Genomic DNA, 21,617 nt, shown 5'->3' with positions numbered 1-21,617 from the left:
CATCCTTTCCGCGCACCCCGCCCGGGTCACCGCATCCCCGAATCCGACGGCTCCCCTCCCCCATGACGCGATCATCCCGCCGCTGCCCCGCCGCCTTCCTGCTCCGCGCCGCCGTGCTGGCCGCCGCCGCGTCGGCCGTCGCCGGCTGCGGCGCACCCGGTGGACTCGGCGCGGGCGAACCCGTGCCCGCGCTGTCGGCCCAACCGCGGCCCGAGGCCCTGTGGCCGGCCTGGCCCGGGACCTCGCCCCGGGCGCCGGGCACGGGCGCCGCCAGCCACGTACCGGCGCCGGCCGCCCTGCCGGACGGGCCGGAGGTGGGCCCCGGGGGCCTCGCGGCGGTGACCGCGCTGGACGTCGTACGGGCCGACAAGCGGATGCGCCCGTTCCTGGCCAAGGGAACGATCCACTCCCCGGGCCGGGCCGGTGTGCGGCCCGTCGTCCACGCCGACCTCACCGGGGACGGCAAGGAGGACCTGGTCGTCGCCGCCGACACCGAGAGCGGCCGCACGGCGCTGAGCGTGTACACCGCGCGGGGAAAGCGGATCGTGCCCATCCTCTTCACCCTCGGGCGGCGGATGGTCGCCGAGACCCTCGGATCGGACCTGCTGATCCGCACCGCCGCCGACGACAACTCCGAGCAGGCCGTCCGCTACCGCTGGGACGGCGAGCGGATGAGGGTGGTCAGCGACGAGCGGCGGTTCGACAAGTCCCCGCCGAGCACCGGATCCCAGCCGTCCGCCGCGACGGGACGGGACCTGCGATGAGAGCGCTGCTGCGACGCGTCCGACGGGCCGTCCGGTCCCTGGGGCTGCGGTGGAAGATCTCCGCCCTGCTGGCCGTGGGCTGCGCGTTGGTCGCGGTCACCATCGGTGTCCTGATCCACGAGGCGCGGGCGCGCCAGGTCGCCGACGCGGCCCGCCGGAGCGCGATCGAACAACTGGTCCGGGTGGGGCAGGTGTACGAGCTCACCGGCAAGCTCGACTTCGACAAGGTCGGCGAGGCCGATGCCCGGATCGACTGCCCCGCCGCGCCCCCGGCGCTGCGGACGGCGGCCCTGGGCGGTCTCCGCACCACCTACCTGGACCTGACCGGCCCTAGGCCGGCCGTATGGGCGGCGCGGCCGGTCGGCGGTTCCCACGTCCTGACGGTGCGGCATCCGCTGACCGCCGAGAAGGCCGAGCTCGCGGAGCTCGACGGCCTGCTGATCGCCTCCGGAACGGGTGTCGTGGCACTGGCGGCCGGCGGCGGGGCGCTGCTGGCGAGCCGGCTGAGCAAGGACCTGCGGACGGCGGCGGAGACGGCGCGCCGGATCAGCGCGGGCGACCTCGACGCCCGGATCGGACCGTCCGGGGTGCCCGGGACGCGCAACGAGGTGACCGAGCTGGCCTCGGCGGTCGACACGATGGCCGCGAGCCTGCAACGGCGGCTGGAGGCGGAGCAGCGGTTCACGGCGGACGTGGCGCACGAGCTGCGGACGCCGCTGACGGGGCTGCACACGGCGGCCGAGCTGCTGCCCGCCGGGAGGCCGACGGAGCTGGTGCGTGACCGGGTCGCGGTGTTGCGGACGTTGACGGAGGACTTGCTGGAGGTGGCACGGCTCGACGCCGACCAGGAGGAGCCGCGGCTGGAGGCGCACCGGCTGGGGCCACTGGTGGCGTCGATCACCCGACGGTCGGGGGTGGCGGCCGTGGTGGACGGGGTGAACGGCGGGACGGGCGGGGCGGCGACGACGGGCGAGGCCGGCGGGGCGGGCGGGGCCGGGGAGATGGGCGAGGCCGGCGGGACGGGCGGGGCCGGTGCGTGGGTGCGGACCGATGTGCGGCGGCTGGAGCGGATCCTGACGAACCTGCTGGTGAACGCCCAGCGGCACGGGGGCGGGCCGGTGTCGGTGTCGGTGTCGGGGACCTCGGTCACCGTCCGGGACCGGGGTCCGGGCTTCCCCGCGACGTTGCTGCGGGAGGGACCGCGGCGTTTCATGACGGGCGCGGCGGAGCGCGGCCAGGGCACCGGGCTCGGGCTGACCATCGCCTTCGGGCAGGCCCAGGTCATCGGCGCCGAGGTGCTCCTGACCAACCCGGCGCCGTCGGGCGCGGCGGCGACGGTGACCCTGCCGGCGGCGTGACGCGGCGGGTAGGGTCACGCCGGCACGGCCCGCCCGTCCGACCGGCTCCATGGGGCGCGTTCACCCGGACGGGGTGGGGGGACACGGATGCCCCATCAGGCCCCTGACGTGCACGGATGCCGGTCCGACGGGCAGTGCGGCGGCGATCTGACGGGGGTTCAGCAGGCGCGCGGCGAGGACGCGGGTTTACCTCAGGACACGACCCCGTGTCCTCAGGAGTTCCCATGCGCCGCAGCACCGCCCACGTGCTCACCGCCACCGCGCTGACCGCCGTCGCCTTCGTCGGTCCGGTCGCCGGAGCGGTCGCCGCCGCGGACCTCGGCATGACCGCCTTCGCCCCCGGGGACTTCGCCGTGCTGGAGGTCTGGCCGAAGTCCGCCCCGGCGGGCGCGACCGTCACCGTGAACACCACGGCCTGCGGCAAGGGCAGTCACGCCGAGGGCGACGCGAGCACGGTCGGCGGCGGGCGGTTCAAGCTCGCCCCGGGCACCCACAAGGAGGTCGTCGTGGGTCAGTTCCAGGTCGCCCACGGCACCCGGTCCGGCACCTACGGCATCGGGGTGACCTGCGCGAACGGCAAGTTCGCGACCGGTGACCTGGCCATCACCGAACGCGGCCCGCAGGGCCACGTCCGCACCGGGGTGGGTGGTGGGACGACCACCACGTCCGACCCCGCCAAGATCGCGGCGGGGGTGGCCGTACTGGCCGCCGCCGCCGTCGGCGGTACCTGGCTCCTGCGTCGCCGGGCGAGCGGCACGCGGAGCTGACGGACGCCCACCGCGGCTCCGGCCGCGGTCCGACCGGTACCGTCCCCGTCGCCCGCCCCCGCGAGGTCCCCCCCGTTCGCGGGGCCGGGCGACGGCCAGTCACAGGAACGGCGAGACGAGGGGGCAGCCATGTGGACCTCCGGGCGGACCTCCGGGCGCGGAGGGCTCGTCGCCCTCGCCGCCTGCGTCGGCGTCTGGCTCGTGAGCAGCGGCTCGGGCGAGACCGTCGGGCCCCCGCTGCCCTCCCCCGGTGAGGCGCTGAGCGCGCAGGCGGCGTACCCGGGGAGCATCGATCCGCTGCCCGGCTCTCCGCCCACCAGGATCCGGATTCCCTCGATCCGGGTGGACGCGCCGATGACCGGTCTGGGTCTGGACCGTGCCGGCAGCCTCGAAGTACCTCCGCCGACCCGCGGCGACCTCGCGGGCTGGTACCGCGAGGGGACCACCCCGGGGGCCACCGGAACCGCCGTCGTCGCGGGTCACGTGGACCACGCGCGCGGCCCGGCCGTCTTCTACCACCTGGGCGCGGTGCGGCGGGGAGCGGCGATCGAGGTCGTCCGTGAGGACGGACGCACGGCCGTCTTCACCGTCCACGCCGTGGAGGTCCACGACGCCGACGCGTTCCCCGACAAGCGCGTGTACGGGCCGTCCCCGCGCGCGGAGCTGCGGGTGATCACCTGTGGGGGCGGTTTCTCGCCCCGGACCGGCTACCAGGGCAACGTCGTCGTCTTCGCCCACCTCACGGGGACGTACTGACCCGCCGGCCGGCTATCCCCACTGCTCGAAGCCGAGCTTGACGACGAGCGCGCCCACGACCGTCAGCAGCACGCCGCGGACGAAGCCGCTGCCCTTCCTGAGGGCCATGCGGGCCCCGATCATGCCGCCGGCCAGGTTGAAGACCGCCATGAGGGCGGCCAGTTGCCAGAGCACCATGCCCTGGTGGGCGAACATCGCGAGCGCTCCGGCGTTCGTGCAGGTGTTGACGATCTTGGCGGTGGCGGAGGCGGTGACCAGGTCGAGGTGGAGCAGGGCCGTGAGCGCGAGCACCAGGAAGGTGCCGGTGCCCGGTCCGATGAGGCCGTCGTAGAAGCCGATGCCGAGGCCCGCGAGGGCGATGGTCAGCAGGACCCGGCCCCGGGAGACGGGCGAGGCGGAGGGTACGGCGCCGAACCCCGGCTTGAAGATCACCACCGCGGCGACCACCACGAGGACGACCATGATCAGCGGCCGGAGGGCGTCCTTGCTGATGCCGCCCGCGAGAGCCGCCCCTCCCATCGACCCGGCGAGCGCGGCCAGCCCGATCCGGACCGCGATCCTCACGTCCACCGGGGCCTTGCGGGCGTACGTGACGGCCGCGCCGGCGGTGCCGACGATGGCCACCGCCTTGTTCGTCCCGAGCACGGTCGCGGGGTGGGCGTTGGGCAGGCCGAGCAGCAGGGCCGGCAGGAGGAGCAGTCCACCGCCGCCCACCACCGCGTCGATCCAGCCGGCCGCCGCGGCGGCCACGCACAGCACGATGATCATCGTCGTCGATATGTCAGGCACCTGACGACCCTATGGAGCGGATCGGTGCAGCGGCCATCAATCGCCGGAATCTTGCGCAAAGGTTGAGCTTTGCCGGGCCGGCACCCGGTCCGGAGCCACCGGAGCGGCCGGGTCCACCACGGCTGTCAACGCGGTCGCGATCAGCGCCCCGGCCAGCCCCAGGCCGGCCGCCAGCCGTCGCGGGGCCGGTACGCGGGCCGCCGCGCCCAGCCCGACCCGCAGCAGGGACTCCCGGCTCGGCTTGCGGTGCCGGCCCGCGGCGGGAGCCGCGGCGGCGGTCGCGGACGACGGCAGGGCGACGTGCAGGGGGTGACGCATGAAAGCGGTGACCTCTCGGCGGGACGTACGGAAGCGGGAACGTGGCGAACGGCAGAAGCGGGGGAAGCGCCGGCAGACGACCCCGGGGCGGGGCCGGGGAAACGGGCGGGGCCGGGTTCAGAAGCTGAAGCACTCGCTGTGCACGCGGTCCGCGGGCACCCCGGCCCGCAGCAGGGCGGCCAGGGTCGCCTCCGTCATCCCGGGCGGCCCGCACAGGTACACGTCGTGCTCCACGAGGTCCGGCACCAGCGCGGTCAGCGCCTGCGGGGCGAGCGGGTCGTACGCGGCCCCCGACGGCCCGAGCAGGTAGTGCAGCCCGGCGCCGCGTCCGGCGGCTATGACCTCCAGCTCGGTCCGCAGCACGAGGTGTTCCTCGGCGCCCGCCCGGTAGAGCAGGGTGATGTCCCCCGGCCCGCCGGGCAGGGTCTCGAACAGGGCCCGCATCGGGGTGATCCCGACCCCACCGGCGATCAGCAGCACCTTGGGCCTGGTCCGCCGGGCGGCGGTGAGCGCCCCGAACGGCCCGGTGGCCAGGACCCGCGTGCCCGGGCGCAGGCGGCGGATCCGGCGGGAGTGGCCGCCGAGCGCCTTGACGGTGATCCGCAGCCGGCCCCCGTCGACGGGCGCGGAGAGGGAGAACGGCAGGGCGGTGTACCAGAGCCGCCGTTGGAGGAAGCGCCAGCGCAGGAACTGTCCCGGCTCGGCCCGCAGTTCGGCGAGGTGCTGCCCGTACATGACGACGGAGACCACCCCGGGCCCCTCCACCCGCACCTCGGCGACCCGCAGCGCGTGCCGCAGGGCCTGCCGTACGGGGACCACGACCCGGTACCAGACCAGCAGCACGGCGACGACGGCGTGGGCGAGGGCCCAGAACCAGCCGACGACCGCCAGGTCGGGCCCGGCGAGCTGGTGGACGAAGCCCAGGGCGGCGGCGAGGTGGACGAGGAGGTGGACGCCGCGCCAGGTTTCGTGGGGGATCCTGCGGCGTACCGCGCGGGCCGAGGTCACACCGACGGCGGCCAGCAGGACGGTCCCGGCCGCGGCGGCGGCGAGCGCGGGATAGCCGAGCAGCCCCCGGGCGGCGGAGAGCACGTCGACGCCCTCGTGCACGGCGTACCCGAGCAGGGCGAACAGGCCGTGCCCGAAGCAGAGCAGGAGCACGTGACGGCCACCGAACGCATGCCAGCGGGCGAGCCGGTCGGCGCCGACGCCGTGCTCGACGGCCGGTACCCGGGCCATGAGGAACAGCATGACGAGCACCCCGTACCCGGCGAGGAGGCCGGTCAGGTGCGCGGCGGTCGCGAAGAGGGCGTCGAGCCGGGCCGAGGGGCGCACCTGGACCGCCCAGAGCAGGGTCACCAGACCCGCCCCGCCCAGCATCCCGCTCTTGACCCGCACCGCCGCATCTCGCATACCGCTCACGCTAGGCGGCCCCCGGAGCCCGTCCGGACGCCCGGGGTGATCCTTAAGGCGGCCTTGAGGGGCGCCTCACCGACCCTTAATCCGGGCCCTTGAGGGAGTCCTCACCGGCCTGCGGTCCGGGCGCTGAGGTCGGCGTTCCGTCCGGGTAACAGGGGCGATGCCGAGGGGAAACAGCGGGCGCGCACGCTCGTGCCATGACCTCGGAACAGCGTGTGGTGGTGATCGGCGGAGGGCTGGCGGGCCTGCGACTCGCACAGCGGCTCGGCACGGAGCGGGGCCCGGCGGTGACCGTCCTCGGGGAGGAGACGCACGCGCCGTACAACCGGGTCCTGCTCGCCGAGGTCCTCGCCGGCCGGTACCCGCCCGAGGTGACGGCCCTGCCCGCGCCCGGCCCGGTGCTGCGCCGGGGCGTCCGGGCGGTCCGCGTCGACCGGGCGGACCGGCGGGTGCACTGCGACGACGGCACGGCGCCGGAGTACGACGTACTGGTCCTGGCCACCGGGTCGAACCCGGTGCTGCCGCCGCTGCGCGGGCTGTTCCCGCCCGACGGCCGGGAACTCCCCGACGGGGTGCACGCGTTCCGCACCATGGACGACTGCCTGGCCCTGAACGCGGCGGTGCGGCCCGGGGCGCGGGCGGTGGTGATCGGCGGCGGGCTGCTGGGGGTGTCCGCCGCCCGTGCGCTGGCTGCGCGGGGTGCCCAGGTGGTCCTCGCGCAGCAGGCGGAACGCCTGATGGAGCGCCAGTTGGACACGGACGCCTCGGCGCTGCTGCACACGCACCTGACGGCGCTCGGCGTGGAGATCCACACGGAGTGCCGGGTCCGCGGCCTGACCACGGCCACCGGCCCGGGGCCCGCCCCGGCCGGGCCGGAGCGGCGGCGGGTCGCCGGGGTCGAGCTCGCCGACGGCTACCGGCTCGACGCCGACCTGGTCGTCCTGGCCTGCGGCGTTCGCCCCCGTACGGGTCTGGCCCGGGCGGCCGGGCTCGACGTCCGCAAGGGCGTCGTGGTCGACGACCGGCTCCGCACGAGCGACCCCCGCATCCACGCCATCGGCGACTGCGCGGAGCACGCGGGCCGGGTGTACGGCCTGGCCGGACCCGCGCTGGAGCAGGCCGAGACCCTCGCCGCCCTGCTGACGGGCGGCCCCGGGGCGGCTCCCGCGTCCGCCCCGTACGCCGGGACCCGTGCCCTCACCCGCCTCACCCTCGGCCGGACCGACCGGGGGGACGGCCACTTCGACCTGGCCGCCTTCGGCGAGCCGACCCCGCGGCCCGGCGACGACGTGGTCCGCCTCGCCGACGCCACCCGCCGGACCTACCGGAAGGTCGTCGTCCGCGGCGACCGGCTCGTCGGCGGGGTCCTGCTCGGCGAGCTCTCCACCGTGGGGGCCCTGGCCCGCACCTGGGAGGACGACGAGTCGCTGCACGACCTGTTCCACCTGCTCACCGACGACGGAGGCCACTGACATGACCGAGTCCCTGCCCGCGATCGTGCTCATCGGGCACGGCATGGTCGGCCAGCGCTACCTGGAGGCGCTCGCCGAGCGCGGCGCCACCGCCACGCACCGCATCACCGTGCTGTGCGAGGAGCCCCGGCCCGCGTACGACCGCGTGCACCTGACCTCGTACTTCTCCGGTTCCACTCCCGAGGACCTGTCGCTGGCCCCGGCCGGTTTCCTTCGGGACAACGGCATCGACCTGCACCTCGACGACCCGGCCGAGCGCATCGACCGGGACGCCCGCACGGTGACCTCCCGCTCCGGTCGGGTGTTCCCGTACGACGTGCTCGTCCTGGCCACCGGCAGCTTCCCGTTCGTGCCGCCCGTCCCCGGCAAGGACGCCCCCGGCTGCTTCGTCTACCGCACCATCGAGGACCTCCTCGCGATCGAGGAGTACGCGAAGACCCGCAACACCGGCGCGGTCGTCGGCGGCGGCCTGCTCGGTCTGGAGGCGGCCGGCGCCCTGAAGGGGCTGGGGCTCGTCACCCGCGTCGTCGAGTTCGCGCCCCGCCTGATGCCCGTCCAGGTCGACGAGGGCGGCGGCGCCGCGCTGCTGCGCACCATCGAGTCCATGGGGCTGACCGTGCACACCGGGGTCGGCACCCAGGAGGTGCTCACCGGGGAGGACGGCTCCGTCAGCGGGATGCGGCTCTCCGACGGCTCGACCGTCGACACCGACCTGGTCGTCTTCTCCGCCGGCGTCCGCCCGCGCGACCAGCTCGCCCGTGACGCCCTCCTCGACGTCGGCGAACGCGGCGGCATCGCGGTCGACTCCCGCTGCCGCACCTCCGACCCGCGCGTCTACGCCATCGGCGAGTGCGCGTTGGCGAGCGACGGCCGCGTCTACGGCCTCGTCGCCCCCGGGTACGAGATGGCGGAGACGGCCGCCGAGGACCTCCTGGGGCGCGAGAAGGAGTTCACCGGCGCCGACCTCTCCACGAAGCTCAAGCTGCTCGGTGTGGACGTGGCCTCCTTCGGCGACGCCCACGGCACCACCCCCGGCAGCCTCGACGTCGTCTGGTCCGACTCCCGCTCCGGCGTCTACAAGAAGCTGGTGGTCTCCCCCGACGGGGTCCTGCTCGGTGGGGTCCTGGTCGGCGACGCCGACGCGTACGGCCTGCTGCGCCCGCTCACCGGCAGCGTCCCGCCCGTCGCCCCCGAGCAGCTGGTGCTGCCCGCGGGCCTCGCCCCCGCCGACGGGCTGGGCCCGTCGGCGCTCCCCGACAGCGCCGTGATCTGCTCCTGCCACAACGTCACCAAGAAGGCGATCACCGCCTGCGCGACCCTGCCCGAGGTCAAGAAGTGCACCAAGGCCGGCACCGGCTGCGGCAGCTGCGTCAAGGTCATCGGGCAGCTGCTGCCCGCCGCCACCGAGCAGGGCCTGTGCGGCTGCTTCCCGTACACCCGGGCCGAGCTCTACGAGATCGTGCGGACCCGCCGGCTCGTCTCGTACGAGGAGATCCTCGACGGCCACGGCCGGCCGGAGGCCCGCGGCGGCGACGGCTGCGAGGTCTGCAAGCCCACCGTCGGGTCGATCATCGCCTCGCTCGCCCCCGTGCTCGGGGCCAGCGGCTACGTGCTCGACGGGGAGCAGGCCGCCCTCCAGGACACCAACGACCACTTCCTCGCCAACCTCCAGCGCAACGGCTCGTACTCGGTCGTCCCGCGCATCCCCGGCGGGGAGATCACCCCGGACAGGCTCATCGTGATCGGCGAGGTGGCCCGGGACTTCGGCCTCTACACGAAGATCACCGGCGGGCAGCGCATCGACCTGTTCGGCGCGAGCGTCGACCAGCTCCCGCGGATCTGGGCCCGTCTCGTCGACGCCGGGTTCGAGTCCGGGCACGCGTACGGGAAGGCACTGCGTACGGTGAAGTCCTGCGTCGGGCAGACCTGGTGCCGCTACGGGGTCCAGGACAGCGTGCGGATGGCCATCGACCTGGAGCTGCGCTACCGCGGCCTGCGCGCCCCGCACAAGCTGAAGTCGGCGGTGTCGGGCTGCGCCCGCGAGTGCGCGGAGGCCCAGAGCAAGGACTTCGGGGTCATCGCGACGGCGAGCGGCTGGAACCTCTGGGTCGGCGGCAACGGCGGGGCCACCCCGCGCCACGCCGACCTGCTCGCCCAGGACCTGTCGGACGCCGAACTGGTCCGGTTGATCGACCGGTTCCTGATGTTCTACATCCGCACCGCCGACCGGCTGGAGCGGACCTCCACCTGGTTGGACCGGCTGGAGGGCGGGCTGTCCCACCTGCGGGACGTGGTCGTGCACGACTCGCTCGGCCTGTGCGCCGAACTGGAGTCGCTGATGGCCGAGCACGTGGCGCACTACCGGGACGAGTGGGCCGAGACCCTTCAGGACCCGGAGCGGCTGCGCCGGTTCGTGTCCTTCGTCAACGCGCCCGGGGCCCCGGACCCGACCGTGAGGTTCGTCGCCGAACGCGGCCAGGTCAAGCCCGACCTGGCCGTCCTGACCATAGGAGGAACCGTCCGATGACCGTCGAACTGCGGGTGGCCGAAGGCTGGCTCACCGTGTGCGAATTGTCCGCGCTCGTTCCCGGGCGCGGGGTGGCCGCGCTGCTCCCCGACGGGAGCCAGGCCGCGGTGTTCGTGGACCGGTCGGGGCGCCCGTACGCCATCGGCAACCAGGACCCGTTCACCGGCGCGCACGTCCTGTCGCGCGGGCTCGTCGGCTGCGCCGGGGGGCGGCCCTTCGTCGCCTCGCCGCTGCTCAAGCAGCGCTTCGACCTGGAGTCGGGGCACTGCCTGGACGACGAGGCGGTGACGGTCCGGACCTACCCGGTGCGGACCGCCGCGACCTCGTGAGCCCCGTGCACCGGCCCGGGGTCGGCCCGGGCCGGGCTCAGCCCTGGAGGGCGGCCGGGTCCATCCACATGATCTCCCAGGTGTGGCCGTCGAGGTCGTCGAAGGCCCGCCCGTACATGAAGCCGTGGTCCTGGGCGGGCCGGGGCTCGGTGCCCCCGGCCGCCACGGCCGCGTCGACGAGCTCGTCGACCGCCGCGCGGCTCTCGGCGCTCAGACACAGCAGCACCTCCGAGGTGCGGGTGGCGTCGGCGATCTCCTTGTGCGTGAAGTCCTTGTAGCGGGCCTCGGTCAGCAGCATGGCGACGATGGTGTCGCTGATCACCACGGAGGTGCAGTTCTCGTCGGAGAACTGGGCGTTGAAGGAGTAGCCGAGCTTGCTCCAGAAGGCCTTGGCGGCGTCCAGGTCCTTGACCGGCAGGTTGACGAAGATCATGGTGGCGGACATCTCGGTCCCTCTTCTCTCATGTGCGGCGCAGCGCCGTCCGTGCTGTTCGAGGGGTAGACGGGAGCCGCCGGCGAAACTCATCGGCGTCCGGCGAACTTTTTTCCAGGATCCCGCCCACTCGGACGAAGACGCAGGTCAGCAGGGCGGACCGGGGCCACGTTCGGCGGAGGTCCGGCTCACGGGGTGCCGCGCGCGAAAGGACGCGGCGCCGGCGCCCGGGCGCCGGCCCGAAACGACCTGCGGGGAACGTGCGCGTGTACGGAAGTCGCCGCCGAAGGATTGACCCCGAGCCGGTCGCTCGTGCGTCATGAGGAATTGACGTCACGTCAATTCGACGCCTCTAGGTTCCTCGACGCATGCGACCTCGCGCCCGACCGGACGCGGGGCCTTCCTCCCACAGGAGTGACCGTGGAACGTCGTACCTTCCTGCGCGGTGCTGTCATCGGCTCGTCCGCCGCCGCCTTCGGGGGCACGTTGATGCGGGGGGCCGCCTACGCGGCACCCGCACAGCCCGGCGCCGGCCCCTACGGGGCCCTCGGCGCGGCCGACGCGAACGGCATCATGCTGCCCGCGGGTTTCAGCAGCCGGGTCGTCGCCCGCTCCGGCCAGACCGTCGCCGGCACCTCGTACACCTGGCACAGTGCCCCGGACGGCGGCGCCTGCTACGCCGACGGCTCCGGCTGGATCTACGTGTCCAACTCGGAGATCAACCCCTCCGGCGGGGCGAGCGCGGTCCGGTTCAACTCGTCCGGCACCGTCACCGGCGCCTACCGGATCCTCTCCAACACCCGACAGAACTGTGCGGGCGGCAAGACCCCGTGGAACACCTGGCTGTCGTGCGAGGAGGTCGACCGCGGCTTCGTCTACGAGGCGGACCCGTACGGGATCAACGCGTCGGTTCAGCGCCCGGCCATGGGCCGCTTCAAGCACGAGGCGGCGGCGGCCGACCCGGTGCGCAAGGTGATCTACCTGACGGAGGACGAGACGAGCGGCTGCTTCTACCGCTTCATCCCCACCACCTGGGGCAACCTGTCCTCCGGCACCCTCCAGGTCCTCAAGGCCGGCACGGCCACCTCGGGCTCCTTCACCTGGGCCAACGTGCCCGACCCGGACGGTTCGCCGACGGTCACCCGCAGCCAGGTCTCGGGCTCGAAGAAGTTCAACGGCGGCGAGGGCTGCCACTACGCCAACGACACCGTCTGGTTCACCACCAAGGGCGACAACCGCGTCTGGCAGCTGAACCTCGCCAACAGCACCTACGAGCTGGCCTACGACGACTCCCTGGTACCCGGCGGCGCGGCCCCGCTGACCGGTGTCGACAACGTGACGGGCTCCTCGTACGGGGACCTGTACGTCGCCGAGGACGGCGGCAACATGGAGATCTGCGTGATCACCCCGGACGACGTGGTGGCCCCGTTCCTGCGGATCACCGGCCAGTCCTCCTCGGAGATCACCGGCCCGGCGTTCTCCCCGGCCGGGAACCGCCTGTACTTCAGCAGCCAGCGCGGCACCACGGGCAGCTCCTCCAACGGCATCACCTACGAGGTGACCGGCCCCTTCCGCACCTGACGCCCCGCGGCCCCCGCCGCCCCCGACGTCCCCCGCGCGGCCCGCCGACCCCGGGCCGCGCGGGAGTGCGTACGGGGGCTCTCCGCGCGAGCCCCGTCACGAGACCACGGCCCCGCCCTTGAGCAGGGCCGCGCCGAGCGGGGTGACCGTGTGCAGGACGGCGTTGCCGTGGCGCAGCGTGGTGACCAGGCCCGCTTCGCGCATCACGCAGGCGTGCTGGCTCGCCGAGGCCAGGGACACCCCGGCCCGGCGGGCGAGCTCGCTGGTGGTGGCCCCGTCCCCGATGGCCCGCAGCACCACCGAGCGGGTGTGCCCGACCAGCTTGCCCAGGGTCCGCTGCCGCAGTTCCTCGGGCCGGCTCGACTCGCCCCCGGCGGACGCGGAGGCCAGCTGCGCGGCGGCCGGGTAGACCAGGACCGGCGGCAGCTCCGGGTCGTGCAGGGTCACCGCGGTGCGCCGGCAGAAGAAGGACGGCTGGAGCAGCAGTCCGCGCCCCCTCAGCCGTACGTCCCGGTCCACGGGGTACTCGCATTCCAGGACGGGCGCCCGCCAGCGCAGCATCGGCGGCAGCGAGGCGAGCAGTTCGTCCGCTCCGCCGTCGAGCAGGGCCCGGCCGCGCGCGGCCCGCTCGGCCTCTATCTGGGCCTGTATGTGGGTCCAGTACGGCTCCACGGCCGCCCGGTGGTACCCGCGCAGTTCGCTCAGCAGCCGGGGCAGGTGCTTGGTGCCGCCGTCCATGAACTCCCGCAGCCGGTTCGGCGGCGGTGTCCCGAAGGCCGCGCCGAAGCCGGCGCCCGCGCCGACGAGGGACAGCTCGCGCCGCAGCCGTTCGGGGCGGAGCCCGCGCAGCGCGTCGAGGGCGACGTCCCAGCCGTACTGCCCCTCGGTCGGGGTGAGGAAATCCGGGAAATAGCCGCGCGCCGGTATCAAGGCACCGAGCAGCCTTGTTTCACTATTCAACCGGCTCCGGGTTTCCGTACGCCATTCGCCGAACAGCCGGGCGTCGCGCCGGTCTCTTAAGCGGTGAAAACTAAGAATCGTTTCCCACAACGCATCGGGACGCCCTGCCATCCTTACGCGTGCCAGGTCCACTCCAGTGAAATGGATACGAAGCACCGAACCCCCAGCTGTGCAACCGCAATCCCCCCGCCCCATGAGTATGCATGCCGTCACACGTGGTCACCACGCCCTTTCGGCCACAGTTGAAACCCCTTTCGGCAGGGGCGTGACAAGCGAAATCCTGTAGTCCGCCAGGCACACTCCGGTGCGACCGAAACGCTCCGTGAAGGCCGTGGGGGGCTTTGCGGGGCCTGGCGGTCGGTCGCACAGGGAAGCGCCGACGTGCCTGGCGGATAGGCGTCAGGCGGTGGACGGGTGGGGATCCGTCCACCGCCTGACGCCGTAAAACTTTGTTGAATACTTTGCGGAACGGGACCTTCGAAAAGACGTGGACGCCCGCCCCGGGCAGTCAGGGAACCCGGGGCGGGCGCGGTCAGGGGGCCGGTGACGTCCGGCGGTCAGCGGCTGTCGGAGCCCTTCGACTCGGCGGCCGCGCGGCCCGCCTCCAGGCGCGCCACCGGGATCCGGAAGGGCGAGCAGGAGACGTAGTCGAGGCCGACCTCGTGGAAGAAGTGCACCGACTCGGGGTCGCCGCCGTGCTCGCCGCAGACACCCAGCTTGAGGTCCGGACGGGTGGCCCGGCCGGCCACGACGGCGCTGCGCACGAGGGCGCCCACGCCGTCCTTGTCGATGGTCTCGAAGGGCGAGACCCCGAAGATGCCCTTCTCCAGGTAGGCGGTGAAGAAGCTGGCCTCGACGTCGTCGCGGGAGAAGCCCCACACCGTCTGGGTCAGGTCGTTCGTGCCGAAGGAGAAGAACTGCGCGGCCTCGGCGATCTGGCCGGCGGTCAGCGCGGCGCGCGGCAGCTCGATCATGGTGCCGACGCTCAGCTTGAGGCTGGTGCCGGTGGCCGCCTCGACCTCGGCGATGACCTGGTCGGCCTCGTCGCGGACGATCTCCAGCTCCTGGACGGTGCCGACGAGCGGAACCATGATCTCGGCGCGCGGGTCGCCCTTGGCGTTCTTGCGCTCGGCCGCGGCCTCGGCGATCGCCCGGACCTGCATCTTGAACAGACCCGGGATGACCAGGCCGAGGCGGACACCGCGCAGACCCAGCATCGGGTTCTGCTCGTGCAGCTTGTGGACGGCCTGGAGCAGGCGCAGGTCGTTCTCGTTGGCGTCCTTGCGGGACTCGGCGAGGGCGACGCGGACCGACAGCTCGGTGATGTCGGGCAGGAACTCGTGCAGCGGCGGGTCCAGGAGGCGGACGGTGACGGGCAGGCCGTCCATCGCCTCGAACAGCTCGACGAAGTCCTTCTTCTGCAGCGGCAGCAGGGCACTGAGTGCCTCTTCGCGCTCGCCGTCGGTGTCGGCGAGGATCAGTCGCTCCACCAGTTCACGGCGCTCGCCGAGGAACATGTGCTCGGTGCGGCACAGGCCGATGCCCTGGGCCCCGAAACGGCGGGCGCGCAGCGCGTCCTCGGCGTTGTCGGCGTTGGCGCGCACCCGGAGCCGGCGGACGCGGTCCGCGTACGCCATGATCCGGTGCACGGCGGCGACGAGCTCGTCGGCGTCGTCGGCGCCGGCGTGCATGCGGCCCTCGAAGTACTCGACGACCGGGGAGGGTACGACGGGTACCTCACCGAGGTAGACCTTGCCGGTGGAGCCGTCGATGGAGACGACGTCGCCCTCTTCGATGACGGTCTCGCCGACCGTCATGCGGCGACGCTTGGTGTCGACGTCGAGTTCCTCGGCGCCGCAGACGCAGGTCTTGCCCATGCCGCGGGCGACGACGGCGGCGTGCGAGGTCTTGCCGCCGCGGGAGGTCAGGATGCCCTCGGAGGCGATCATGCCGTCGAGGTCGTCCGGGTTGGTCTCGCGGCGGATCAGGATGACCTTCTCGCCGGAGCGGGACCACTTGACGGCCGTGTACGAGTCGAAGACGGCCTTGCCGACCGCCGCGCCCGGGGAGGCGGCGATGCCGCGGCCCAGCAGGGTGCTCCTGGCGGTGTCGTCGAAGCGCGGGAACATCAGCTGCGCGAGCTGGTGACCGTTGACGCGCTGGAGGGCCTCGGCCTCGTCGATCAGGCCCTGGTCGACGAGCTGCGTGGCGATGCGGAAGGCGGCGCCGGCGGTGCGCTTGCCGACCCGGGTCTGGAGCATCCACAGCTGACCGCGCTCGATGGTGAACTCGATGTCGCAGAGGTCCTTGTAGTGGGTCTCCAGCGTCGTCATGATCGTCATGAGCTGGTCGTAGGAGGTCTTGTCGATGCCCTCCAGGTCCGCGAGCGGCACGGTGTTGCGGATGCCCGCGACGACGTCCTCGCCCTGGGCGTTCTGGAGGTAGTCGCCGTAGACGCCCGCGTGACCGCTGGCCGGGTCACGGGTGAAGGCGACGCCGGTGCCCGAGTCGGGGCCGAGGTTGCCGAAGACCATGGAACAGATGTTGACGGCGGTGCCCAGGTCGCTCGGGATGCGCTCCTGGCGGCGGTAGAGCTTGGCGCGGTCGGTGTTCCACGAGTTGAAGACGGCCTCGACGGCGAGGTCCATCTGCACGCGGGCGTCCTGCGGGAACTCGCGGCCGGCCTCCTTCGCGACGATCTTCTTGAAGTGCTTGACCAGCTTCTTCAGGTCCGCGGCGTCGAGGTCGGTGTCGACGGTGACCTTCTTGGCGGCCTTGGCCTCGTCGAGGGCGTCCTCGAAGAGCTCGCCCTCGACGCCGAGGACGGTCTTGCCGAACATCTGGATGAGGCGGCGGTAGGAGTCCCACGCGAAGCGCTCGTCACCGGACTGGGAGGCGAGGCCGGTCACGGACTCGTCGGAGAGGCCGATGTTGAGGACCGTGTCCATCATGCCGGGCATCGAGAACTTGGCGCCGGAACGCACGGAGACCAGCAGCGGGTCGTCCGACTGACCGAGCTTCTTGCCCATCCGCGCCTCAAGGGCGGCAAGGTGTGCGCTGACCTCGTCGCGCAGCTCGGCCGGAGCCTCGCCGCTTTCGAGGTAGACCTTGCAGGCCTCGGTGGTGATGGTGAAGCCGGGAGGGACGGGGAGACCCAGGTTGGTCATCTCGGCGAGGTTGGCTCCCTTGCCGCCGAGAAGGTCCTTGAGGTCCCGGTTTCCCTCGGTGAAGTCGTAGACGAACTTCTGATCTTTGTTTTCCGACACGGGTCTCGACTCCTCGAGGACTCGGGTGGCTGCCCTGACGGCCAGGAACATACCCAGATCGAAGGCTTATGGGTACGTCCACTTGGTCGTCATACGGCTGTAACCACCCGTGCGCCAGCAGATCGAAAGTAACTCGCGGGTAATCGGAAGGTACGAAGAGCGTTCACCTCCCGAAGGCGAAGGGGCTCGCAGAGGCCTGATCACGCTCGGATGAGCGATCATCGATACATTTGCGTTCAAGTCTTGAACGCACAAAGGGTGGCACCCAGTGCCACCCTTTGAAAGTCTTACCCGTGACCTTCCTGCTCATCTGAGCGAAACCTCTCCCATGCGTGGCGTATATCACGCGACACGGAGGGCGATTTGTCAGCCTCCGGAAGTGTCCAGCTCCGCGTCCTCGCTCACACCTGCGCAGTCGTACGGATCGTTCAGCCAGCCCTCAGGCAGGACAACTCGGTTGTTTCCGGACGTCCGACCGCGCGGGCCGTCCGCACTCTCCGGCCAGGACTGATCCAGATCGAGCTCGCTCAAATGAGCGTCCAGTTCCGCCAGGGAGGAGGTGACCGCCAGCTTCTGGCGCATCTCGGATCCGACGGCGAAGCCCTTCAGGTACCAGGCGACGTGCTTACGGAAGTCGATCACCCCGCGCGCCTCGTCACCGATCCACTCCCCCAGCAGCTGGGCGTGCCGGTGCATGGTGACCGCGACCTCGCGCAGGGTCGGCTTGTGGAAGTCCTCGGGGCGCCCCTCGAAGGCCGCCACCAGGTCGTTGAACAGCCACGGCCGGCCCAGACAGCCGCGCCCGACCACGACTCCGTCGCAGCCGGTCTCCCGGACCATGCGCAGCGCGTCCTCGGCGCACCAGATGTCGCCGTTGCCGAGGACCGGGATCTCCGGCACGTGCTCCTTGAGGCGCGCGATGGCGTCCCAGTCGGCGGTGCCGCCGTAGTGCTGGGCCGTGGTGCGGCCGTGCAGGGCTATGGCGGTGACGCCCTCCTCGACGGCGATCCGGCCCGCGTCGAGGTAGGTGAGGTGCTCGTCGTTGATGCCCTTGCGCATCTTCATGGTGACCGGCAGGTCCCCGGCGCCCGCGACGGCCTCGCGGAGAATGGCGCGCAGCAGGTTCCGCTTGTAGGGGAGCGCCGAGCCGCCACCCTTGCGGGTGACCTTCGGGACGGGGCAGCCGAAGTTGAGGTCGATGTGATCGGCCCGGTCCTCGTCGACGATCATCCGGACGGCCTTGCCGACGGTCGCCGGGTCCACCCCGTACAGCTGGATCGAGCGGGGCTTCTCGGTCGCGTCGAAGTGGATCATCTGCATGGTCTTGTCGTTGCGCTCGACCAGGGCGCGGGTCGTGATCATTTCGCTCACGAACAGCCCCTTGCCGCCGGAGAACTCGCGGCAGAGCGTACGGAAGGGGGCGTTGGTGATGCCGGCCATGGGCGCGAGCACCACCGGGGGCTGCACGGTGTGCGGGCCGATCGCGAGGGGCTGGGGAAGCGTGGTCATCCGCCCATTGTCCCGCATGCCGGGTCGCGGGTGCGGACGTACGATCGGCCCCATGATCGAGCCGAGTCACCGGCAACGCACGCTCGTCCTGGCGATCTGCTGCATCAGCCTGCTCATCGTCAGCCTCGACAACACCGTCCTCAATGTGGCGCTGCCCTCGATGCGCCGGGATCTGGACGCCTCCGTCTCGGGCATGCAGTGGACCATCGACGCCTACACCCTCGTCATGGCCTCGCTGCTGATGCTCGCGGGCTCCACCGCCGACCGGATCGGCCGCCGCAAGGTGTTCGTCACCGGTCTGATCCTCTTCACCCTGGGCTCCCTGCTGTGCTCCCTCGCACCCGGGCTGGGCTGGCTCATCGCCTTCCGCATGGTCCAGGCCGTCGGCGCGGCGATGCTCAACCCCGTAGCGATCTCGATCATCACCAACACCTTCACCGATCCGACCGAGCGGGCCCGCGCCATCGGCATCTGGGGGGCCGTCGCCGGTCTCTCCATGGCGGCGGGTCCCGTGATCGGCGGCGTGCTGGTGGACTCGGTGGGGTGGCGGTCCATCTTCTGGGTGAACCTGCCGATCGGGCTCGCGGCCCTCTGGCTGACCCTGCGGCACGTCCCCGACTCCCGGGCCGCGCACGCGCGCCGGCCGGACCCGGTCGGGCAGCTGCTGATCATGGGCCTGCTGGGTTCGCTGACGTACGGGATCATCGAGGCGCCGGCCGCCGGCCTGCGCTCCCCCCTGATCCTGGGGTGCGCCGTCGTGGCCGTCGCCTCGCTGGTGGGGCTGCTGCTGTACGAGCCCCGGCGCGAGGAACCCCTGATCGACCTGCGGTTCTTCCGCAGCGCCCCGTTCAGCGGGGCGACCGTGTGCGCCGTCAGCGCCTTCGCCGCGCTGTCCGGGTTCCTCTTCCTGAACACCCTGTACCTCCAGGACGTACGGGGGCTCAGCGCCCTGCACGCCGGGTTGTACCTGGTGCCGATGGCGGGGTTGACGCTGATCTTCGCGCCCCTGTCGGGACGGCTGACCGGGAGCCGGGGGCCCCGGCTGCCGCTGCTGATCGCGGGCGGGGCGATGGGGTCCAGCGGGCTCCTGTTCGCGGCCTTCTCGGCGGAGACCTCCACGCCGCTGATGTTCGCCGGGTTCATGCTCTTCGGCCTGGGCTTCGGCATGGTGAACGCCCCGATCACCAATACGGCGGTGTCCGGGATGCCGCGCTCCCAGGCGGGAGTCGCGGCCGCCGTGGCCGCGACCAGCCGGCAGACCGGCGGGACGCTGGGGGTCGCCGTGATCGGCGCCGTACTGGCCGCCGGGACGGCGGGCGGCGGGGAGTTCACGGCGGCCGCCCGCCCCGCCTACTGGATCATCACCGTCTGCGGGCTGCTCGTCCTGCTGGTCGGCGCCGCCACCAACGGCCGCTGGGCCCGCGAGACCGCCCTGCGCACCGCCGCGGAGCTGGAGCCCGACCCACCCGGTCAGGGCTCCGCCCCGGTCGGAGCGCCGCGGTAGTAGCGACCTCGTGCGCACCACCCCTCCCCCGGCGGGGCGGGGCACCTCGTCGCACTGACGAGTGACAGATATTGAAATCTGTCACTCGTCATGCCATTCTTTTTTCATGACCACGAACCTGAACACCCCGAAGGCCCGTCGCACGCTCGGCGCGAACGGCCCCTCCGTCTTCCCGCTCGGCCTGGGCTGCATGGGCATGTCCGCCCTGTACGGCGAGGCCGACCGGAGCGAGTCCATCGCCACCCTCCACGCCTTCCTCGAAGCCGTCCCCGACGGCACGCACGCCCTCCTCGACACCGGCGATTTCTACGGGATGGGCCACAACGAACTGCTCATCAACGAGGCCCTGCGCACCGCTCCCGCGGCGGCCCGGGAGAAGGCCCTGACGAGCGTGAAGTTCGGGGCCCTGCGGACGGTCGAGGGCGGCTTCGCCGGGTACGACGGCAGGCCGGACGCCATCCGCAACTTCCTGGCCTACTCGCTGCAGCGGCTCGGCCGGGACCACATCGACGTCTACCGGATCGCCCGCGTGGACCCGGACGTGCCGATCGAGGAGACCGTCGGGGCCATCGCCGAGGCCGTGCGGGCCGGGCACGTGCGACACATCGGCCTCTCCGAGGTTGGCGCGGACACCTTGCGTCGGGCCGCCGCCGTCGCCCCGATATCGGACCTCCAGATCGAGTACTCCCTGGTTTCCCGGAACATCGAGTCGCAGATCCTGCCCACGGCCCGCGAGCTCGGCATCGGCGTCACGGCATACGGGGTGCTGTCCCGAGGGCTGATCAGCGGGCACTTCTCGCGCGAGCGGGAACTGGCCCCGGGCGACTTCCGGGGCATGAGCCCCCGCTTCCAGGGCGACAACCTGCTCCGCAACCTCGACCTGGTCGAGGCCCTGCGCAAGGTCGCCGAGGAGAAGGGCGTGAGCGTCGCCCAGATAGCCATCGCCTGGGTGCTCGCCCGCGGCGAGGACATCGTGCCGCTGGTCGGCGCCCGGCGCCGGGACCGGCTCACCGAGGCACTCGGTGCCATGCGGGTGGAGCTGACCGCGGCCGACCTGGCGGCCGTCGAGGAGGCCGTACCGGCCGGCGCGGCGGCGGGAGACCGATACCCGGCGGCGCAGATGGCCCACCTCGACAGCGAGCACTGAAGCGGCTGTACGGTCGTACCCATGCCTCCCGCTGCCGCCGAGCCACTGACCCCCGAGCGCATCCTCGAAACCACCGAGGAGGTGCTGCGCCGCTTCGGCCCCACCAAGGCGACCGTGGTGGACGTGGCGCGCGCCCTGGGAGTCAGCCACGGCAGCGTGTACCGACACTTCCCCTCCAAGGCGGCGCTGCGCGAGGCGGTCACCGACCGGTGGCTCGCCAAGAGCGTCGTCATGCTGGAGAAGATCGCCTCGGCTCCGGCCGAGCCGGCCCCCTCCAAGCTTGAGGCGTGGCTGGAGGCGCTCTTCGAGGCCAAGCGCCACAAGGCCGGTGACGACCCCGAGCTGTTCGCCACCTACACGGTGCTGCTCGCCGAGAACAGCGGCACGGTCGACGCCCACCTCACCGAGCTGATCGACCAGCTGGCCGCGATCATCGCCGAGGGCGTCGAGGACGGAAGCCTGTCCGCGCCCGACGTCCGGGCCGCCGCCCGCGCGGTCTTCCACGCCACAGGACGGTTCCACGACCCCCAGTACGCGGCGGACTGGCTCTCGCCGTCGATCCTCACGGAGTTCGAGGCGGTCACCGCCCTCGTGATCCGGGGCCTGCGCCCCTGAGCCCCGGCGCGCTTGAGCTCCCGCCCGCCTGAAGTGCCGTACGCCTGAACTGCCGTACGCCTGAATGTCCGTGCACCCGGGCCCCGACGCGCCCGGGTTCCGG

Annotated in this window: 18 protein-coding genes; 11 read left to right on the top strand and 7 right to left on the bottom strand. The window is 72.6% G+C overall.

What is annotated here, in order from left to right:
• Positions 1-62 precede the first annotated feature (62 nt).
• From ACZ58N_RS09645 to ACZ58N_RS09630, 4 genes are all read left to right on the top strand, one after another.
• Positions 63-764, top strand: coding sequence for a hypothetical protein (locus tag ACZ58N_RS09645; RefSeq protein WP_471157373.1), 702 nt, complete (start codon positions 63-65; stop codon positions 762-764).
• Positions 761-2,122 carry a sensor histidine kinase gene (locus ACZ58N_RS09640; protein ID WP_471157371.1) on the top strand — a complete coding sequence of 454 codons (1,362 nt, stop codon included), beginning with the start codon at positions 761-763 and terminating at the stop codon, positions 2,120-2,122. The genes ACZ58N_RS09645 and ACZ58N_RS09640 overlap by 4 nt, the downstream gene beginning before the upstream one ends.
• Before the next feature lie 224 nt (positions 2,123-2,346).
• Positions 2,347-2,889 (top strand): hypothetical protein, encoded by a 543-nt coding sequence (locus ACZ58N_RS09635; RefSeq protein ID WP_385572311.1) that lies wholly within the window; start codon positions 2,347-2,349, stop codon positions 2,887-2,889.
• A 129-nt stretch (positions 2,890-3,018) separates the two neighbouring features.
• On the top strand, positions 3,019-3,645 hold the full coding sequence (locus ACZ58N_RS09630) for a class F sortase (RefSeq protein ID WP_471157369.1): 627 nt from the start codon (positions 3,019-3,021) through the stop codon (positions 3,643-3,645).
• A 12-nt stretch (positions 3,646-3,657) separates the two neighbouring features.
• On the opposite strand, the gene ACZ58N_RS09625 is transcribed toward ACZ58N_RS09630, so the two are convergent.
• From ACZ58N_RS09625 to ACZ58N_RS09615, 3 genes are all read right to left on the bottom strand, one after another.
• The gene (locus tag ACZ58N_RS09625) at positions 3,658-4,434 is read right to left on the bottom strand and encodes a sulfite exporter TauE/SafE family protein (RefSeq protein ID WP_471157367.1); all 777 of its coding nucleotides are present in this window, start codon (positions 4,432-4,434) and stop codon (positions 3,658-3,660) included.
• A gap of 36 nt (positions 4,435-4,470) precedes the next feature.
• Entirely contained in the window at positions 4,471-4,752 is a 282-nt protein-coding gene (locus tag ACZ58N_RS09620; RefSeq protein WP_471157365.1) for a hypothetical protein, read from the bottom strand.
• A gap of 117 nt (positions 4,753-4,869) precedes the next feature.
• Entirely contained in the window at positions 4,870-6,165 is a 1,296-nt protein-coding gene (locus tag ACZ58N_RS09615) for a ferredoxin reductase family protein (RefSeq protein ID WP_471157363.1), read from the bottom strand.
• Positions 6,166-6,368: 203 nt separating this feature from the next.
• On the opposite strand from ACZ58N_RS09615, the gene ACZ58N_RS09610 reads away from it, so the two are divergent.
• Genes ACZ58N_RS09610 through nirD form a run of 3 tightly spaced genes read left to right on the top strand, consistent with a single transcriptional unit; the run spans position 6,369 to position 10,499 of the window.
• Positions 6,369-7,643, top strand: coding sequence for an NAD(P)/FAD-dependent oxidoreductase (locus ACZ58N_RS09610; protein WP_471157362.1), 1,275 nt, complete (start codon positions 6,369-6,371; stop codon positions 7,641-7,643).
• A 1-nt stretch (position 7,644) separates the two neighbouring features.
• A complete protein-coding gene (gene nirB, locus ACZ58N_RS09605) occupies positions 7,645-10,170 on the top strand; it encodes a nitrite reductase large subunit NirB (protein ID WP_471157360.1) in 2,526 nt (841 codons plus the stop codon).
• Entirely contained in the window at positions 10,167-10,499 is a 333-nt protein-coding gene (gene nirD / locus ACZ58N_RS09600) for a nitrite reductase small subunit NirD (RefSeq protein WP_471157358.1), read from the top strand. The genes nirB and nirD overlap by 4 nt, the downstream gene beginning before the upstream one ends.
• A 37-nt stretch (positions 10,500-10,536) precedes the next feature.
• Here the strand turns inward: nirD and ACZ58N_RS09595 are convergent, their stop codons facing one another.
• Positions 10,537-10,944, bottom strand: coding sequence for a VOC family protein (locus ACZ58N_RS09595; protein WP_471157356.1), 408 nt, complete (start codon positions 10,942-10,944; stop codon positions 10,537-10,539).
• 408 nt (positions 10,945-11,352) lie between these two features.
• On the opposite strand from ACZ58N_RS09595, the gene ACZ58N_RS09590 reads away from it, so the two are divergent.
• The gene (locus tag ACZ58N_RS09590; protein ID WP_471157355.1) at positions 11,353-12,513 is read left to right on the top strand and encodes an alkaline phosphatase PhoX; all 1,161 of its coding nucleotides are present in this window, start codon (positions 11,353-11,355) and stop codon (positions 12,511-12,513) included.
• Between the two features lie 96 nt (positions 12,514-12,609).
• Here ACZ58N_RS09590 and ACZ58N_RS09585 read toward each other — a convergent pair whose 3' ends face one another.
• The 3 genes from ACZ58N_RS09585 to dusB form a co-directional block, all read right to left on the bottom strand.
• Entirely contained in the window at positions 12,610-13,629 is a 1,020-nt protein-coding gene (locus ACZ58N_RS09585; protein WP_471157352.1) for an ArsR/SmtB family transcription factor, read from the bottom strand.
• Between the two features lie 401 nt (positions 13,630-14,030).
• Positions 14,031-16,739, bottom strand: coding sequence for a pyruvate, phosphate dikinase (gene ppdK / locus ACZ58N_RS09580; RefSeq protein ID WP_471157351.1), 2,709 nt, complete (start codon positions 16,737-16,739; stop codon positions 14,031-14,033).
• Positions 16,740-17,105: 366 nt separating this feature from the next.
• Complete coding sequence (gene dusB / locus ACZ58N_RS09575; protein WP_471157349.1) at positions 17,106-18,266, bottom strand: tRNA dihydrouridine synthase DusB; 1,161 nt, start codon at positions 18,264-18,266, stop codon at positions 17,106-17,108.
• A 34-nt stretch (positions 18,267-18,300) separates the two neighbouring features.
• Between dusB and ACZ58N_RS09570 the strand changes: the two genes are divergently transcribed.
• The 3 genes from ACZ58N_RS09570 to ACZ58N_RS09560 all read left to right on the top strand — a co-directional run bounded on the left by ACZ58N_RS09570 (position 18,301) and on the right by ACZ58N_RS09560 (position 21,514).
• Positions 18,301-19,752 (top strand): MFS transporter, encoded by a 1,452-nt coding sequence (locus tag ACZ58N_RS09570; protein ID WP_471157348.1) that lies wholly within the window; start codon positions 18,301-18,303, stop codon positions 19,750-19,752.
• 106 nt (positions 19,753-19,858) lie between these two features.
• The gene (locus ACZ58N_RS09565; protein ID WP_471157346.1) at positions 19,859-20,899 is read left to right on the top strand and encodes an aldo/keto reductase; all 1,041 of its coding nucleotides are present in this window, start codon (positions 19,859-19,861) and stop codon (positions 20,897-20,899) included.
• A 21-nt stretch (positions 20,900-20,920) separates the two neighbouring features.
• The gene (locus tag ACZ58N_RS09560; RefSeq protein WP_471157345.1) at positions 20,921-21,514 is read left to right on the top strand and encodes a TetR/AcrR family transcriptional regulator; all 594 of its coding nucleotides are present in this window, start codon (positions 20,921-20,923) and stop codon (positions 21,512-21,514) included.
• Positions 21,515-21,617 lie beyond the last annotated feature (103 nt).

The sequence above is a fragment of the Streptomyces sp. NPDC040432 genome, assembly GCF_055595445.1.
Note: the sequence above shows the minus strand (reverse complement) of the source record. Positions and strands in the feature narration are given on the sequence as shown.